We start from the raw sequence: 18367 nt of genomic DNA on the forward strand, positions 1-18367 counted from the left end.
AACGACAAAACACCAATCTCATTCTGATTACCCTACCGGTGCTGTACAGAATGAACCAGGCGAAAGCTATGTTTCAGGAGTGCAACAATGAGTACATTAAGCCACGCAGCGAGCAGCGCTGAAAAGCGCACTAATGCCCGCTACTGGATAGTGGTGATGCTGTTTATCGTCACATCCTTTAACTATGGTGACCGCGCCACGCTGTCGATTGCTGGTTCGGAAATGGCAAAAGATATCGGCCTTGATCCGGTGGGCATGGGTTACGTTTTCTCCGCATTCTCATGGGCCTACGTCATCGGGCAAATTCCTGGCGGCTGGCTGCTGGACCGTTTTGGATCTAAACGCGTCTATTTCTGGTCCATCTTTATCTGGTCGATGTTTACCCTGTTGCAGGGTTTCGTCGATATCTTCAGCGGCTTCGGCATTATCGTGGCGCTCTTCACGCTGCGCTTCCTGGTAGGCTTAGCGGAAGCACCTTCCTTCCCGGGGAACAGCCGTATTGTCGCTGCCTGGTTCCCGGCGCAGGAGAGGGGAACGGCGGTGGCGATTTTCAACTCCGCACAGTACTTCGCGACGGTGATCTTCGCGCCAATCATGGGCTGGCTGACGCATGAGGTGGGCTGGTCGCACGTCTTCTTCTTCATGGGCGGGCTTGGGATCGTCATCAGCTTCGTCTGGCTGAAAGTGATCCACGAACCCAATCAGCATCCTGGCGTGAACAAAAAAGAGCTGGAGTACATCGCGGAAGGCGGCGCGCTGATCAATATGGATCAGAAATCCGCAAAAGCAAAAGTCCCGTTCAGCCAGAAATGGGCGCAGATCAAGCAGCTCGTCGGCTCGCGCATGATGATCGGCATCTATCTGGGCCAGTACTGTATTAACGCCTTAACCTACTTCTTCATCACCTGGTTCCCGGTATACCTGGTGCAGGCACGCGGCATGTCGATTCTGAAAGCGGGATTTGTCGCGTCGGTCCCGGCAATCTGCGGCTTCGTCGGCGGCGTGCTCGGCGGAGTGATTTCCGACTGGCTGATGCGCCGCACGGGGTCACTGAACATCGCGCGTAAAACCCCGATTGTGCTCGGCATGCTGCTCTCCATGACCATGGTATTCTGTAACTACGTCAACGCCGAATGGATGATTATCGGCTTTATGGCGATGGCCTTCTTCGGCAAAGGCATTGGCGCGCTGGGCTGGGCGGTGATGGCGGATACGGCGCCGAAAGAGATCAGCGGTCTGAGCGGCGGCCTGTTCAACATGTTCGGCAACATCTCCGGGATTGTTACGCCCATCGCTATCGGCTACATCGTCGGCACCACCGGCTCTTTCAACGGTGCGCTAATCTACGTAGGTGTGCATGCGCTGGTGGCGGTGCTGAGTTACCTGGTGCTGGTTGGGGATATCAAACGCGTCGAACTTAAACCTGTTGCGGAGCGTGGATGATGACAACGCAATCGAGCCCAATCGTTACGGAGATGAAGGTTATTCCGGTGGCCGGGCAGGACAGCATGCTGCTCAATATCGGCGGGGCACATAGCGCCTGGTTTACCCGTAATATCGTCGTGCTGAAAGACAGCGCAGGGCATACCGGCGTGGGCGAAGCCCCGGGCGGAGAGGTGATCTACCAGACGCTGGTCGATGCCATTCCGCAGGTGGTGGGCCAGGAGGTCGCCCGTCTGAACAAGGTCGTTCAGCGGGTGCATAAGGGCAATCAGTCGGTGGACTTTGATACGTTCGGTAAAGGCGCCTGGACGTTTGAACTGCGCGTCAACGCGGTCGCCGCGCTGGAGGCCGCCCTGCTCGATTTACTGGGTAAGGCGCTCAATGTTCCGGTTTGCGAGCTGCTGGGGCCCGGCAAACAGCGTGATGCGGTCACCGTGCTGGGCTATCTGTTCTACGTTGGCGATCGCAATAAGACCGATCTCCCGTATCTGGCCCGATCCACGGGCGATCACGACTGGTATCGCCTGCGCCACCAGGAAGCGCTCTCCAGCGACGCGGTGGTGCGCCTGGCGGAAGCCGCGCAGGATCGCTACGGCTTTAAGGATTTCAAGCTGAAGGGCGGCGTGCTGCCCGGCGAGCAGGAGATTGAAACGGCCCGGGCGCTGAAAAAACGCTTTGCGGATGCACGGATCACCGTCGATCCCAACGGCGCCTGGCTGCTGGAGGAAGCGATTAGCCTGTGCAAAGGGCTGGGGGATGTCCTGACCTATGCGGAAGACCCCTGCGGCGCGGAGCAGGGCTTCTCGGGCCGTGAAGTCATGGCCGAGTTTCGTCGCGCCACCGGGCTGCCTGTCGCGACCAATATGATCGCCACCAACTGGCGTGAAATGGGTCATGCGGTGATGCTGAACGCCGTCGACATACCGCTGGCGGACCCTCACTTCTGGACGCTTTCAGGCGCAGTGCGCGTGGCGCAGCTGTGCGATGACTGGGGGCTGACCTGGGGCTGTCACTCGAACAACCACTTTGATATTTCGCTGGCGATGTTTACCCACGTTGGCGCTGCGGCGCCGGGTAACCCGACCGCCATCGACACCCACTGGATTTGGCAGGAAGGGGAAGCCCGCCTGACGAAAAATCCGCTGGAAATCATCAACGGCAAGATTGCCGTACCGGATGCGCCGGGCCTGGGCGTGGAGATTGACTGGGATCAGATCCATAAAGCCCATGAGGCGTATAAAAAGCTACCGGGCGGCGCGCGTAACGACGCGGGCCCGATGCAGTACCTTATCCCCGGCTGGACATTTGACCGTAAGCGCCCTGTTTTTGGACGTCACTGATAAAAGGATTACACGATGAGTACTTTTACGACCCCTGTCGTCACTTCCATGCAAATCATTCCGGTTGCGGGCCATGACAGCATGCTGATGAACCTGAGCGGCGCGCATGCGCCATTCTTCACCCGCAATATTGTCATTATCAAAGACAATTCCGGGCATACGGGCGTGGGCGAAATTCCGGGCGGGGAGAAGATCCGCCAGACGCTTGAAGATGCCATTCCGCTGGTGGTGGGCAAAACGCTGGGTGAGTATAAAAATGTCCTCAACACCGTGCGCAATACCTTTGCCGATCGCGATGCCGGAGGGCGTGGCCTGCAGACTTTCGACCTGCGCACCACCATTCACGTGGTGACCGGGATTGAATCCGCGATGCTGGATCTGCTGGGTCAGCATCTGGGCGTTAACGTTGCGTCGCTGTTGGGCGAGGGGCAGCAGCGCAGCGAAGTGGAAATGCTGGGCTATCTGTTCTTTGTCGGCGACCGCAGGCTGACGCCATTGCCTTATCAGAGCCAGCCGGGTGAACAATGCGACTGGTACCGACTTCGCCACGACGAGGCGATGACCCCGGATGCGGTGGTGCGCCTGGCGGAAGCCGCGTACGAAAAATATGGCTTTAACGATTTCAAACTGAAGGGCGGCGTGCTGGCCGGTGAGGAAGAGGCGGAAGCCGTCACCGCGCTGGCAAAACGTTTCCCGCAGGCGCGCGTGACGCTGGATCCGAACGGCGCATGGTCGCTAAATGAGGCCATTGCGATCGGTAAACAGCTGAAAGGCGTTCTGGCGTATGCGGAAGATCCGTGTGGGGCTGAGCAAGGCTTCTCAGGACGTGAAGTCATGGCGGAATTTCGCCGCGCAACGGGGCTGCCGACCGCGACCAATATGATTGCCACCGACTGGCGTCAGATGGGACACACCCTGTCCTTGCAGTCTGTCGACATTCCGCTGGCGGACCCGCACTTCTGGACGATGCAGGGGTCGGTGCGCGTGGCGCAAATGTGCCACGAGTTTGGCCTGACCTGGGGCTCGCACTCTAACAACCACTTCGACGTGTCGCTGGCGATGTTCACGCACGTTGCCGCCGCCGCGCCGGGCACGATTACCGCTATCGACACGCACTGGATCTGGCAGGAGGGTAACCAGCGTCTGACTAAGCAGCCGTTTGAGATCAAAGGTGGCATGGTGCAGGTGCCTTCCACGCCGGGGTTGGGGGTTGAGCTGGATATGGACCAGGTCATGAAAGCCCATGAGCTGTATCAAAAACACGGTCTGGGCGCCCGTGACGACGCCATGGCGATGCAGTACCTGATCCCCGACTGGACATTCGACAATAAACGCCCGTGCATGGTACGATAAACGCATTGGGACCGCTCCCACAAGCGGTCTTTTACGTGGTGTATGCTTAACGTAACGACTATGCGTAAGGATGGCTTATGAAAATTGTTATCGCACCGGACTCGTATAAGGAAAGTTTGAGTGCGCTTGAGGTTGCGACAGCGATAGAACGTGGTTTTCGCGAGATCTTTCCCGAGGCGGTTTACGTCAAACTGCCGGTCGCGGACGGTGGCGAAGGGACGGTTGAGGCGATGATCGCGGCAACGCAGGGACGCATTGTGCATGTTCCGGTGACCGGCCCGCTGGGTGAGCGCGTGGAAGGATTTTATGGCTTATCCGGTGACGAGCAAAGTGCCTTTATTGAAATGGCGGCGGCAAGCGGCCTGGAGCTGGTCGTTCCTTCGCAGCGTAATCCCCTGAAAACCACCTCGTGGGGCACGGGCGAACTTATTCGTCACGCGCTGGACGCGGGCGTTAAGCATATCATCATCGGCATTGGCGGCAGCGCCACCAATGACGGCGGGGCAGGGATGGTGCAGGCGCTGGGGGCGAAGCTGCTGGACGACAGCGGGCAGCCCCTTGGGCAGGGCGGGGGCGAGCTGGGAAAACTCGCGCGTATCGACCTGAGCGGGCTGGACAGACGTCTGGCGGAGTGCCGGATAGAGGTCGCCTGTGATGTGACGAATCCGCTCACCGGAAAGGATGGCGCGTCAGCCGTATTTGGCCCGCAAAAGGGGGCCACATCCGAGATGATCGTCACCCTGGACAACGCGCTGGCGCAGTATGCGAGAGTCATTGCCCGGGATCTGGATATCGACGTGCTAAACCTTGCTGGCGGCGGCGCGGCGGGTGGCATGGGGGCCGCGCTGTACGCCTTTTGCGGCGCGGAGCTGCGCCAGGGCATTGAGATCGTGACCGATGCGCTACACCTGGCCGACCAGGTGGCCGATGCGGATCTGGTGATCACGGGAGAAGGCCGCATCGACAGCCAGACGATCCACGGCAAAGTCCCGGTGGGCGTGGCGAAAGTGGCGAAACGCTTTAACAAACCCGTCATCGGCATTGCAGGCAGCCTGACGGCGGACGTTGGCGTGGTACACGATCACGGCATTGATGCGGTGTTTAGCGTGATCTACACCATCTGCTCGCTGGAGGATGCGCTGGAAAATGCCAGCGAGAACGTCAGGATGGCCGCAAGGAATATCGCGGCGGTGCTGAAAGTGGGGCAGGGAATGTAGTTCTCCCTCTCCCTGTGGTAGAGGATCGGGGTGAGGGCATCAGGCCGCACCCGCAATCATAGGCCCGGTAAGCGTAGCGCCACCGGGCTTTTATCTCAGCTTCCCAGCAACTTCGTCGCTTCGCGCGTTACGTTATCCATCTCATCCAGCAGCTCCAGAAACTCCGGTTCAAGCTCCGATTCCGGCGTGCCGGCACGCAGCTGCTGCTCCAGCAGCTGGCAAAGGTTTTTCAGCCGCGGCACGCCGCTGTACCCGCAGCTGCCGTGCAGCTTGTGGATCGCCTCCAGCAGCGCTTCCGGGTTTTCCCCCACCAGCTGCTCTTCCACCTTATTGCGAATTTCCGGCAGAAACGCGACCAGCATTTGCAGCATTTCGCGGGCTAAATCGGGTTTACCTGCCGCCTGGCGCAGCGCGAGCTGCCAGTCAAAGGTGGCGTTCTGGTTAACGCTGATTTCAACCGGCTCGCTGGAAACCGTGTACGTCCCGCCAATGTGACCCGGCTTATAGCGTAACAGCAGGTTATGAAGTTTCTCTTCATCGATGGGCTTCGCCAGATAGTCATTCATTCCGGCGCTCAGCAGCTTCTCTTTCTGACCGGCCATCGCGTGCGCGGTGACCGCAATGACCGGGGTTTGCTGCTGGTGCGGCAGCTGGTGGATCAGCTCGCAGGCCCGAATGCCATCCATGCCCGGCATCTGAATATCCATCAGGATTAAATCGAACTGCATCTGCTTCGCCTGTTCAACCGCCTGCGCGCCGCTGGTGCAGAGCTCAACGTGCTGAACCTGGTCCTCAAGCAATGCGCCAATCAGCTTCAGGTTGGCCTGATTATCATCCACCGCCATCACGCTCATCGGCAATTTTTGCTCGTCGTTAATCAGAGGGAGAGCATGCTGGCTAAGACGGCAATACTCCGTGAGCGCGGGCAGGAGGCGGGTTGAGGTGAGCGGCTTAAGCAGACACGCGGCGGCTCCGTCGTTTTTCAACTCCTCTGCATTAATCTGGGCATGGCAGGGTAGCGCCAGCAGCAGATAGTCGGTCATTGAGGCGGCTTTCGCCAGCCGCTCCTGCTGCATGGTCAGTTCGCCGGTGAAGGTGACCGGGATCCCCATCAGCAGAATATCGTAATGCTCAATGGCAAGCGCTGAGAAGGTTGGGCTGTAAACTACCTCCAGCGGCGTGGTGCTTAAAATATCGAGCGCACACTGCGCTGCCGCCGCGTTAGGTTCGACGTAGGCCAGGCGCTTGCCTTTCAGGCAGTCCGTCACCGGGCCATCGGTCAAAACGTTCGGATTGAGGTCCAGATTAATGTGGAACCAGAAGGTTGAACCGCGGTTCGGCTGGCTGTGGAAAGAGATATCGCCGCCCATCTCGTTCACCAGGCGCTGCGTGATCACCAGCCCCAGGCCGGTACCGCCATGACGGCGGGAGATACTGGCGTCCGCCTGACGGAACGCCTGGAACAGACGCGACTGATCCCGCTCAGGAATACCGATGCCGGTATCGCGGATCTGGACTTCAATCTGCACCTTATTGCTGCTGATGGAGCGTTTTTCTACCAGAATGTCGATGTTACCGCTTTCGGTGAATTTAATCGCATTCCCGACAAGGTTGGTAATGACCTGCTGCAGGCGCAGCGGATCGCCAATGACGTTATCCGGCACGTCGTTTTTAATGTTGAGCGTCAGCTCAAGGCCCTTGTCGTGCGACGAGTGCGCGAGCAGCGTCACCACCTCATCGAGCGTACTGCGCAGCGGGAAGGGAATACTCTCCAGGATCAGCTTGCCCGCTTCCAGCTTGGAGAAGTCCAGCACGTCGTTGATGATCGCCAGCAGGTTGTTAGCCGAACGTTCAATGGTGTGCAGGTGATCGCGCTGAGTCGGGTTAAGCTCGCTTTTCAGCGTCAGGCGGGTAAAGCCGATCACGCCATTGAGCGGCGTACGCAGCTCATGCGACATATTGGCCAGGAATTCCGACTTAATACGTGCCGCTTCCTGGGCGCGCTTTTTCGCCAGATCCAGCTCAACGTTCTGGATCTCCATCTGCTCCAGCGTTTCGCGCAGGTCGGACGTGGCCTGGTCAACGTTGTGCTGCATCTCTTCGTGATACGCCGCCAGCGACATGGCCATTGAGTTGATGCCGTTCTTCAGCATGTCCAGCTCGCCCAGCATAAACCCTTCCACCCGGCTGTCGAGCTGTCCCCGGCGGATGCGGTCAACCGTATTAACCATGTTGCGGATGGGGCCCGTCACGTCGCGCATCAGGCGCCAGCCGAAGATCAGCGCAATGCCAATGCAGAACAGCATCATCACGCCAGAGATAAAAATTTCTTTGTACTGCTGTAGCCGGACCGACTTGAGATCCAGCTCCAGCGCCACGTATCCCAGCATATTGTTGCTGGATTTGGCGTCGGATTGCGCTGACTCATCGGGGGAATAGCTTTCCGACACGATCGGCGTGCGCAGGATCATGATATCGCCCCGCCGCAGTACGGTGAGGTGGCGCGGGAATGGTGTACCGTCCGGGATCTTCAGGGCTGCCGGATCGAGATGAAAATTCGAGGTGACAAACAGGCGGTTATGTTCGTCGTAAACGGAAATGGCGCGTACGATGTCCGAGTGACGGCGGTGGAGCACGCTGATTAACTGGCCAATGGATTCGCGGTTTTGCAGGTTCATGCCGTACTCGCTGGAAACGGCAAGCGGTTCGATAATGCTGGCGCCTGCATCCTCAAGCTGTCGCTGCAAATCGTTATAGCGGTGCACAACAAAGAAGATACTCAGCAGCAAACCGATGAGAACGGTGGGGGCGAGGATCAAAATCATCATGCGCGCGCGCAGGCTGTAGTTGGTCATGGCGTTCCGTTATGGGACAATTAAGATAATTATGTTTATGTGAGAAAAATCTCGGCGATGGCGCAATTCTACTCTGCAAAGCGACGCGTGACGACGCGTCAAATCATTACTGTTGAAGCCACGGACCTCGATCCGTTTGGTCAGGGAGTGGCACGTCACAACGGTAAAGCTCTGTTTATAACAGGTTTATTGCCGACAGAACGAGCAGAAATTACGCTGACGGAAGATAAACGCCAGTTCGCGCGCGGACAGGTTAAGCGCCGCCTCAACGATAGCCCGGAGCGCGTGAAGCCCCGCTGCCCACATTTTGGCGTTTGCGGAGGCTGCCAGCAACAGCATGCGAGCACAGAATTACAGCAAAAAAGCAAAAGCCGCGCGCTGGCGCGTCAGCTTAAACATGACGTTAACGAAATTCTCGCCGATGCGCCCTGGGGCTATCGGCGACGCGCGCGCCTGAGCCTCAGCTATCAGCCAAAAACGGCGCGGCTGGAGATGGGGTTTCGCAAGGCCGGTTCCAGTGACATCGTCGATGTGCAGCAGTGCCCCATTTTGGTGCCCCATCTTGAGGCATTGCTTCCGGAGGTGCGCATTTGTCTCTCCGGGTTGGACGGCGTTCGCCACCTCGGGCATGTCGAACTGGTCATGGCCAACAATGGACCGCTGATGGTGCTGCGCCATACCGCGCCGTTGTCGAAAAAAGATCGCGAAAAACTGGAACGCTTTTCGCATTCCCACGACCTGGCGCTTTTCCTTGCACCACAAAGCGAGATACTTGAGCAGGTTACCGGTGAGGCGCCCTGGTATGCGTCAAACGGGCTACGCTTAACGTTCAGCCCGCGGGATTTCATTCAGGTGAATGACGGCGTTAACCAACTGATGGTTGAGAAAGCGCTGACGTGGCTGGATGTTCAGAAAAGCGATCGGGTGCTCGATCTGTTCTGCGGAATGGGCAACTTCACGCTGCCGCTGGCGCGAAAAGCGGCCAGCGTCGTCGGCGTGGAAGGCGTTGAGGCGCTGGTGGCTAAAGGGCAGGAGAACGCGCAGCAGAACGGCTTGCAAAATGTGACATTCTTTCATCAAAATCTTGAGGAAGATGTCACCCAACAGCCGTGGGCAAAACAGGGCTTTGATAAAATTTTGCTCGACCCGGCGCGGGCCGGTGCCCCGGGTGTGATGGCACATATTATTAAACTCGCGCCGAAGCGTGTGGTCTATGTTTCCTGTAACCCGGCAACGCTTGCCCGGGACAGCGAGGCATTAATCAGCGCGGGTTACCAGATTCAGCGTCTGGCAATGCTGGACATGTTCCCGCACACTGGACATCTGGAATCGATGGTGTTGTTCGAGCACATCTAATTTGTTTGGCTTGTCGACTTCGACAGGCCCAGGTCCCTAAAGGAGAGGACAATGGTTGCGGTAAGAAGTGCACATCTCAATAAAGCTGGGGAATTTGACCCACAAAAATGGATCGCAAGTCTGGGAATTTCCAGCCAGCAGTCGTGTGAACGCTTAACCGAAACCTGGGCCTATTGTCTGCGCACCACGCAGGGGCATCCCGACGCCGATCTTCTCCTGTGGCGCGGCGTGGAGATGGTGGAAATCTTATCCATGCTGAACATGGATATTGAAACGCTGCAGGCCGCGCTTCTCTTCCCCCTAGCGGATGCGGACGTGGTCAGCGAAGATGTGCTGCGCGACAGCGTCGGGAAATCCGTCGTCGAGCTGATCCACGGCGTGCGCGATATGGCGGCCATTCGCCAGCTCAAAGCCGCGCACACCGATTCCGTCTCCTCTGAGCAGGTCGATAACGTACGCCGGATGCTGCTGGCCATGGTGGATGATTTCCGCTGCGTGGTCATCAAGCTTGCCGAGCGGATTGCCCACCTGCGTGAGGTGAAGGATGCGCCGGAAGACGAGCGCGTGCTGGCGGCCAAAGAGTGTACAAATATCTACGCGCCGCTGGCGAACCGCTTAGGCATTGGTCAGCTGAAATGGGAGCTGGAAGATTACTGCTTCCGCTATCTGCACCCGGCGGAATATAAACGTATTGCCAAACTCCTTCATGAACGCCGTATCGACCGCGAGCACTATATCGAGGAATTTGTCGGCGGCCTGCGCCAGGCGATGAAAGAAGAGAACGTGCGCGCCGAAGTCTACGGCCGGCCTAAGCATATCTACAGCATCTGGCGCAAAATGCAGAAGAAACACCTCGCGTTTGACGAGCTGTTTGACGTGCGCGCCGTGCGTATCGTGGCGGATCGTCTGCAGGACTGCTACGCCGCGCTGGGGATAGTACACACTCACTTCCGTCATCTGCCCGATGAGTTCGATGACTATGTCGCCAACCCCAAACCGAACGGCTATCAGTCTATCCATACCGTTGTGCTTGGCCCTGGCGGCAAAACGGTCGAGATTCAGATCCGCACCAAACAGATGCACGAGGACGCCGAGCTGGGCGTGGCCGCGCACTGGAAATACAAAGAAGGCACGTCCGGCGGAGCGCGTTCTGGCCACGAAGACCGCATTGCCTGGCTGCGCAAGCTGATTGCGTGGCAGGAAGAGATGGCCGACTCCGGCGAGATGCTCGACGAAGTGCGCAGCCAGGTCTTTGACGATCGCGTCTACGTCTTTACCCCGAAAGGGGACGTTGTCGACCTGCCTGCGGGCTCTACGCCGCTCGATTTTGCCTACCACATCCACAGCGATGTGGGGCACCGCTGCATCGGGGCGAAAATTGGCGGACGTATCGTACCGTTCACCTATCAGCTGCAGATGGGTGACCAGATTGAAATCATTACCCAGAAGCAGCCCAACCCGAGCCGTGACTGGCTTAACCCGAACCTGGGCTACGTCACCACCAGCCGCGGGCGCTCGAAAATTCACGCCTGGTTCCGTAAACAGGATCGTGACAAGAACATCCTTGCCGGTCGCCAGATCCTTGACGACGAGCTGGAGCATATCGGGATAAGCCTGAAAGAGGCCGAGAAATTCCTGCTGCCGCGCTACAACTTTAACGAGCTTGACGAGCTGCTAGCGGCCATTGGCGGCGGTGATATCCGTCTGAATCAGATGGTGAACTTCCTGCAGGCGCAGTTCAATAAGCCAAGCGCGGCAGAGCAGGACGCGGCGGCGCTGAAGCAGCTGCAGCAGAAAACCTATGCGCCGCAGCAGCGCAGCAAAGACAACGGCCGCGTGGTGGTCGAGGGCGTGGGCAACCTGATGCACCACATTGCCCGCTGCTGTCAGCCAATTCCGGGCGACGATATCGTCGGCTTTATCACTCAGGGACGCGGGATTTCGATTCACCGTTCCGACTGCGACCAGCTTGCCGAGCTGCAGTCGCATGCGCCGGAGCGCATCGTGGAAGCGGTCTGGGGTGAGAGCTATTCCGCCGGCTACTCGCTGGTGGTGCGCGTCACTGCCAACGACCGCAGCGGCCTGCTGCGCGACATCACGACCATTCTCGCCAACGAGAAGGTCAACGTGCTGGGCGTCGCCAGCCGCAGCGATACCCGCGAGCAGCTTGCCACCATCGATATGACCATCGAAATCTACAACCTGCAGGTGCTGGGCCGCGTGCTTGGCAAACTGAACCAGGTGCCGGATGTGATTGACGCGCGTCGTCTGCACGGCGGTTAAACACACTCTTCTGTAGGCCGGGTAAGGCTTTGCCGCCACCCGGCTTGTTTTTTTAATGGAAAACACTATGACTCAAATCGACCGCCTGCTCGGCATCATGAAACGTCTGCGCGACCCGGAAAACGGCTGCCCGTGGGACAAAGAGCAGACTTTCGCCACCATTGCGCCTTATACCCTCGAAGAGACCTACGAGGTGCTGGACGCCATTTCCCGCGAAGATTTTGACGACCTGCGCGGCGAGCTGGGCGATCTGCTGTTCCAGGTGGTGTTCTATGCGCAAATGGCGCAGGAAGAGGGGCGCTTTAACTTTGACGATATCTGCGCTGCCATCAGCGACAAGCTTGAGCGCCGTCATCCCCATATCTTCGGCGATGCCACCGCAGAGAATAGCGCTGAGGTGCTGGCCCGCTGGGAGCAGATCAAAAGCGCCGAGCGAGCGGAAAAATCCCAGCACTCGGCACTGGATGATATTCCGCTGAGCCTGCCCGCGCTGATGCGCGCGCATAAAATCCAGAAACGCTGCTCCGCCGTCGGTTTTGACTGGACCTCCCTCGGCCCGGTGCTGGATAAAGTGCACGAAGAGATTGACGAAGTCATGCACGAAGCGCAGCAGGCGGTGGTGGATGAAGCAAAGCTTGAGGAAGAGATGGGCGACCTGCTGTTCGCGACCGTCAACCTTTCTCGCCACCTGGGTGTAAAAGCGGAAACCGCCCTGCAAAAAGCCAACCTAAAATTCGAACGACGCTTTCGCGAAGTTGAGCGGATTGTCGCCTCGCGAGGCCTGGAAATGAGCGGAATTGACCTCGAAGCGATGGAAGAAGTCTGGCAGGAAGTAAAGCGCCAGGAATCTGATCTCTAACGAGATTTTGCGATCAAGCGCAATTTGTGTGATTTTTTAAATGACAAGCGCTTGATTTGCGTCAAAAACATTTACCCAAAAGGGGCTATTTTCTCACTCCTTATGTTTGTCATGGCCTGGAATGGAGACGGAGAATGAAAGTTTGTGGCGCTCGCCGTGTTCGGGTATACTACTTTCCCGTCCTGGTTATTCCATCGTTTCACCCTAACTTCTCAGGTTCAGCATGACAACGAACTATATTTTTGTGACCGGCGGGGTCGTATCCTCTCTGGGTAAAGGCATTGCCGCAGCCTCCCTCGCAGCCATTCTTGAAGCCCGTGGCCTCAATGTGACCATGATGAAACTGGATCCGTACATCAACGTCGATCCGGGCACCATGAGCCCAATCCAACACGGGGAAGTGTTCGTTACTGAAGACGGCGCTGAAACCGATCTGGATCTTGGCCACTACGAGCGTTTCATCCGCACCAAAATGACCCGTCGTAACAACTTCACGACTGGCCGCATCTACTCCGACGTTCTGCGTAAAGAGCGCCGTGGTGACTACCTGGGTGCAACCGTTCAGGTTATCCCGCACATCACTAACGCAATCAAAGAACGCATTGTTGCGGGTGGCGAAGGCCACGACGTGGTGCTGGTTGAAATCGGCGGTACCGTGGGTGATATCGAATCCCTGCCGTTCCTGGAAGCGATTCGTCAGCTGGCGGTGGATATTGGCCGTGAACACGCGCTGTTCATGCACCTGACCCTGGTGCCGTACATGGCCGCCGCAGGTGAAGTGAAAACCAAGCCGACTCAGCACTCTGTGAAAGAGCTGCTCTCTATTGGTATTCAGCCAGATATCCTGGTTTGCCGCTCCGATCGCGCGGTTCCGGCGAACGAACGTGCGAAAATTGCATTGTTCTGTAACGTGCCTGAAAAAGCCGTTATTTCAATGAAAGATGTCGATTCCATTTATAAAATCCCGGGCCTGTTGAAATCGCAGGGCCTGGACGATTATATTTGTAAACGATTCAGCTTGAATTGTCCGGAAGCTAACCTGTCTGAATGGGAACAGGTTATTTATGAAGAAGCCAACCCGGCAGGCGAAGTGACTATCGGTATGGTTGGCAAGTACATTGAACTGCCGGATGCCTATAAGTCAGTGATCGAAGCGCTGAAACACGGTGGTCTGAAAAACCGTGTCTCCGTGAACATCAAGCTGATTGATTCGCAGGATGTTGAAACGCGTGGCGTTGAAATCCTGAAAGATCTGGATGCTATCCTTATCCCTGGCGGCTTCGGCTACCGCGGTGTAGAAGGCAAGATCGCCACCGCGCGCTATGCGCGTGAAAACAATATTCCATACCTCGGCATCTGTCTGGGTATGCAGGTTGCGCTGATCGAATTTGCGCGCAACGTAGCGGGAATGGAAAACGCGAACTCTACGGAATTTGTGCCAGACTGTAAGTACCCTGTGGTGGCGCTTATCACTGAATGGCGTGACGAAGAAGGTAACGTCGAAGTCCGTACCGAGAAGAGCGATCTGGGTGGCACCATGCGTCTTGGCGCACAGGCCTGCCAGCTGTCTGACGATAGCGTGGTTCGCAAGCTGTATGGCGAGCCGGTCATCACCGAGCGCCATCGTCACCGCTATGAAGTCAACAACATGTTGTTGAAACCTATTGAAGCCGCGGGCCTGCGTGTTGCGGGCCGCTCCGGGGATGATCAGTTAGTCGAGATCATTGAAGTGCCAAACCATCCGTGGTTTGTCGCCTGCCAGTTCCACCCGGAATTTACTTCAACGCCACGTGACGGGCATCCGCTGTTTGCAGGCTTCGTGAAGGCCGCCAGCGACTACCAGAAGCGTCAGGCGAAGTAAAAAAAGTTAGAACGGCAACGCGTACCTTTGGTACGCGTTGTTTGTCTGGAGTTTTAGTTTAACTTGTACTGAGGAAAATCTAATGTCCAAAATCGTTAAAGTCATCGGTCGTGAAATCATCGACTCCCGTGGTAACCCGACCGTTGAAGCCGAAGTTCACCTGGAAGGTGGTTTCGTTGGTATGGCTGCTGCTCCATCAGGTGCTTCTACTGGTTCTCGCGAAGCGCTGGAACTGCGCGATGGCGACAAATCCCGCTTCCTGGGCAAAGGCGTACTGAAAGCGGTTGGCGCTGTAAACGGTCCGATTGCTCAGGCAATCCTTGGCAAAGACGCCAAAGACCAGGCTGGCATCGACAAGATCATGATCGATCTGGACGGTACTGAAAACAAATCTAACTTCGGTGCGAACGCAATCCTGGCTGTTTCTCTGGCGAACGCCAAAGCGGCTGCTGCTGCGAAAGGTATGCCACTGTTCGAGCACATCGCTGAACTGAACGGCACCCCAGGCAAATACTCCATGCCTGTACCAATGATGAACATCATCAACGGTGGTGAGCACGCAGACAACAACGTTGATATTCAGGAATTCATGATTCAGCCAGTTGGCGCGAAATCCCTGAAAGAAGCGGTACGTATGGGTTCTGAAGTGTTCCACAACCTGGCTAAAGTTCTGAAAGCTAAAGGTATGAACACTGCTGTTGGTGACGAAGGTGGCTATGCGCCAAACCTGGGTTCTAACGCAGAAGCGCTGGCCGTTATCGCAGAAGCAGTTAAAGCTGCTGGCTACGAGCTGGGCAAAGACATCACCCTGGCGATGGACTGTGCAGCATCTGAATTCTACAAAGACGGTAAATACGTTCTGGCTGGCGAAGGCAACAAAGCGTTCACCTCCGAAGAGTTCACTCACTTCCTGGAAGACCTGACCAAACAGTACCCAATCGTGTCTATCGAAGACGGTCTGGACGAGTCTGACTGGGCTGGCTTCGCATACCAGACTAAAGTACTGGGCGACAAAATCCAGCTGGTTGGTGACGACCTGTTCGTAACCAACACCAAGATCCTGAAAGAAGGCATCGAGAAAGGCATCGTTAACTCCATCCTGATCAAATTCAACCAGATCGGTTCTCTGACCGAAACTCTGGCTGCGATCAAAATGGCGAAAGACGCTGGCTACACCGCTGTTATCTCTCACCGTTCTGGCGAAACTGAAGACGCTACCATTGCCGACCTGGCTGTAGGTACCGCTGCAGGCCAGATCAAAACCGGTTCTATGAGCCGTTCTGACCGTGTTGCTAAATACAACCAGCTGATTCGTATCGAAGAAGCGCTGGGCGAAAAAGCACCATACAACGGTCTGAAAGAGATCAAAGGCCAGGCATAATTGCTTAAGCCTTAAAATGAAAATGCCAGTCGAATGACTGGCATTTTTTTTGGCTATTTAAAATCGACCGCCATTTGCTCCGGAATGGTCAGCCCCTGGGTGGTTTGCACGCAGCGGGCGATATAATCCGTAAACCGGGGCGGCTTCGGCATCCCCATGCTCAGCAGCTTATCGTTGCTGAAGCGCACGTTAAGCGTGGCAAATGCACCGTATAAACGCATGGCTTTCAGCATCAGACGTTCGTTGCACGGCCCAAAAATATGTTTTAGCTCGCGGCGCATTCTGACCAGCGTTTCGTAGCTGACCTGCGCATATTTATCCCCGACGGGGGCTTTGTCCAGCGCCTGCGCCATTGCCTGATCGATATCCGCAAAGCGAACGCTGTTCTCTTCTCCCGCAGAAATGTGTACCACTTCTCCCGGTCGAGCGTTGCTGTTGAGCAGCATTAACATCGCGTCGGCGCAATAATCCACCGGAACAACGTCGATCCGGTCTTCCATTGAGCACATAAACTTCTGCAGCATCAGGCCCATGCTAAAGACCCAGAAAATGCTGCTCGACGGCGTGCAGCCGTGACGGGTATGGCCGACAACGATGGACGGACGGGCGATGAGCAGCGGCAGGTTCGGACACTCCTGGCGCATAAGCTGTTCGATAGTTGACTTCGAAAACGTGTATTCCACCAGGTGTTCTGCATTCTCTCTGAATTCAGCGCTTTCGGCGACCAGTGAATCCTGCTCCGGCGTGCATGACATTGCGGTGCCGACGTGGAGGAAACGCTGCAGTCCTGTAACCTGCTCCATACGGCGCGCCAGCGCGAGCGTACCTTCAACGTTGACTTTCCAGATCAGCGGGTTATTACCAAATGAGGCGACGGCCGCACAGTTAACCACGTGCGTGACCCGATCCAGACGGGGATCGTTGAGAAAGGCTTCAGGCTGGCTGAGGTCGCCAATCAGGATATTATCCACCTTCAGGGAGGCCAGCTTGTCCTCGGGAACGTTGAACTTGCGCATGTTTTCCAGCACGCGCTCCAGCCCGCTCTGCGGATCGCTGGCGCGCGCAAGCAAAAGGAGTTTTGCGGGTTGATCGCTGGTCAGGATTTTTTCAAGAACTGCACCACCCAGAAATCCGGTCACGCCTGTAATCAATAACATCTTCATTAATACCGTCTCATTATGATTGATGAGGCGGATTGTAGGCGTGCAAAAGTAAACGGCATTTAAATAATAAAACGCCGAAATCAATGGCGTCTTAAGCTTATTTTAAGGAAAGGAAATCAGGTGGATATATTGGACAGTATCGCAAGGGTAAAAATTCACTCTATTAAAATTTAAATTTTAACTAATTGAATTTAATTGTTTTTATGAGGTCTGCGCCGAATGGTGAACGTAATTCAAAATGTAATAAGTATAATAATTTGTTACACCAAACATTTATCGAATAAATGTTTTAAATACCCCTTAACTATAAGTCGCAGGCCGATTTATTTAGCCTGCGAATGATTTTCAGAGCAAAAGGGGAAGCGTGGCGCTGGCTGTTTGCTGGCTAACGTCGCCGTAATGACCATCCAGCGCAATCATGGACGTGGTCAACAGCTCGACCAGCAGCATCACTCCAACCTTAGCATTGAGCGCGCCTGCACTTAGAGGGCCTTCTGGTTTGGCGGCAACCAGCTGCATGTCGCTCAGAGAGGCCAGCGGGCTGCGGGGCGTATTGCTGAGCGCCAGAACCTTAACGCCGCGCTTGCGGGCAAGCTTCACCACGTGGAGTAAATCCCGCGTTGAACCCGAACTGGAGATGGCCACAACCAGCGTATCTTTCGAAAGCGTTGCCGCATTCATGGCCGCGCGGTGCATATCGCTAAACAGCTGTGCGGGTTTGCCCAGCCGCAGCAGCTTGTAATGCAGATACTCGCCGAGGATCGCGCTGGCCGCGACGCCATAAATCTGCACGGATTGCGCCTGATGCAGCGCCAGCGCCGCCTTTTCAAGCAGCGTGCGGTCGAGGAGTCTGGCGGTATCCTGCAAAGCCTGCACCGACTCATCCACGACGTTATCAATCTCATCCCCCGCCTGACGCGCGGGCTGGCCCTGCTGAATATCCAGCGCAAGCGCCATTTTAAATTCGTTATAGCCCTTGCAGCCCAGCGTCCGGCAAAGGCGCGTGACGCTGGCTTCGCTGGTGTGGCTCTCGCGCGCCAGTTCAGTGATCGTCAGGTAGAGCACCCGGGCAGGATCGCTGAGGACAAACTCGCCGAGTTTTTGTTGCGTTGGGCTGTACCCGGAAGCCTCCTGGCGGAGCTTCAGCAGCAGATTTTCATGGTCCGACATGCCACGTCCTTAATGTGTTTCGCTGCGACTAGTGTGGCGGAAAGGAGGGGAAAGATGCCAGTCATTTTGAAAAAGTATGATCGGCT

12 protein-coding genes are annotated in these 18367 nt (G+C 56.4%); 9 read left to right on the plus strand and 3 right to left on the minus strand.

The window, feature by feature from the left end:
- Positions 1-87 precede the first annotated feature (87 nt).
- The 4 genes from gudP (at position 88) to QMN93_RS11460 (ending at position 5353) form a co-directional block, all read left to right on the plus strand.
- Positions 88-1443, plus strand: coding sequence for a galactarate/glucarate/glycerate transporter GudP (gene gudP / locus QMN93_RS11445; protein WP_023309021.1), 1356 nt, complete (start codon positions 88-90; stop codon positions 1441-1443).
- Complete coding sequence (locus tag QMN93_RS11450) at positions 1443-2783, plus strand: enolase C-terminal domain-like protein (protein ID WP_182410865.1); 1341 nt, start codon at positions 1443-1445, stop codon at positions 2781-2783. The genes gudP and QMN93_RS11450 overlap by 1 nt, the downstream gene beginning before the upstream one ends.
- Before the next feature lie 15 nt (positions 2784-2798).
- Entirely contained in the window at positions 2799-4136 is a 1338-nt protein-coding gene (gene gudD / locus QMN93_RS11455; RefSeq protein ID WP_182382637.1) for a glucarate dehydratase, read from the plus strand.
- Positions 4137-4213: 77 nt separating this feature from the next.
- On the plus strand, positions 4214-5353 hold the full coding sequence (locus QMN93_RS11460) for a glycerate kinase (protein ID WP_182382636.1): 1140 nt from the start codon (positions 4214-4216) through the stop codon (positions 5351-5353).
- A gap of 95 nt (positions 5354-5448) precedes the next feature.
- Here QMN93_RS11460 and barA read toward each other — a convergent pair whose 3' ends face one another.
- Complete coding sequence (barA, locus tag QMN93_RS11465) at positions 5449-8208, minus strand: two-component sensor histidine kinase BarA (RefSeq protein ID WP_182382635.1); 2760 nt, start codon at positions 8206-8208, stop codon at positions 5449-5451.
- 57 nt (positions 8209-8265) lie between these two features.
- Between barA and rlmD the strand changes: the two genes are divergently transcribed.
- The 5 genes from rlmD (at position 8266) to eno (ending at position 15948) form a co-directional block, all read left to right on the plus strand.
- Positions 8266-9564, plus strand: a complete 1299-nt coding sequence (rlmD, locus tag QMN93_RS11470; RefSeq protein ID WP_182382634.1) for a 23S rRNA (uracil(1939)-C(5))-methyltransferase RlmD — start codon at positions 8266-8268, stop codon at positions 9562-9564.
- A 51-nt stretch (positions 9565-9615) separates the two neighbouring features.
- Positions 9616-11847, plus strand: coding sequence for a GTP diphosphokinase (gene relA / locus QMN93_RS11475; protein ID WP_047059994.1), 2232 nt, complete (start codon positions 9616-9618; stop codon positions 11845-11847).
- A 67-nt stretch (positions 11848-11914) separates the two neighbouring features.
- Complete coding sequence (gene mazG / locus QMN93_RS11480) at positions 11915-12706, plus strand: nucleoside triphosphate pyrophosphohydrolase (protein ID WP_039263346.1); 792 nt, start codon at positions 11915-11917, stop codon at positions 12704-12706.
- 223 nt (positions 12707-12929) lie between these two features.
- Entirely contained in the window at positions 12930-14567 is a 1638-nt protein-coding gene (gene pyrG / locus QMN93_RS11485; RefSeq protein ID WP_023309013.1) for a glutamine hydrolyzing CTP synthase, read from the plus strand.
- An 82-nt stretch (positions 14568-14649) separates the two neighbouring features.
- Positions 14650-15948 (plus strand): phosphopyruvate hydratase, encoded by a 1299-nt coding sequence (gene eno / locus QMN93_RS11490; protein ID WP_023309012.1) that lies wholly within the window; start codon positions 14650-14652, stop codon positions 15946-15948.
- A 53-nt stretch (positions 15949-16001) separates the two neighbouring features.
- Here the strand turns inward: eno and QMN93_RS11495 are convergent, their stop codons facing one another.
- Positions 16002-17111 (minus strand): SDR family oxidoreductase, encoded by a 1110-nt coding sequence (locus tag QMN93_RS11495; protein WP_193139902.1) that lies wholly within the window; start codon positions 17109-17111, stop codon positions 16002-16004.
- A 345-nt stretch (positions 17112-17456) separates the two neighbouring features.
- Complete coding sequence (locus QMN93_RS11500; RefSeq protein ID WP_193139900.1) at positions 17457-18281, minus strand: MurR/RpiR family transcriptional regulator; 825 nt, start codon at positions 18279-18281, stop codon at positions 17457-17459.
- Positions 18282-18367 lie beyond the last annotated feature (86 nt).

This window comes from Enterobacter sp. R-1.6.2, assembly GCF_035064085.1.
In the GTDB taxonomy this organism is placed as follows: Bacteria; Pseudomonadota; Gammaproteobacteria; order Enterobacterales; family Enterobacteriaceae; genus Enterobacter; species Enterobacter asburiae_B.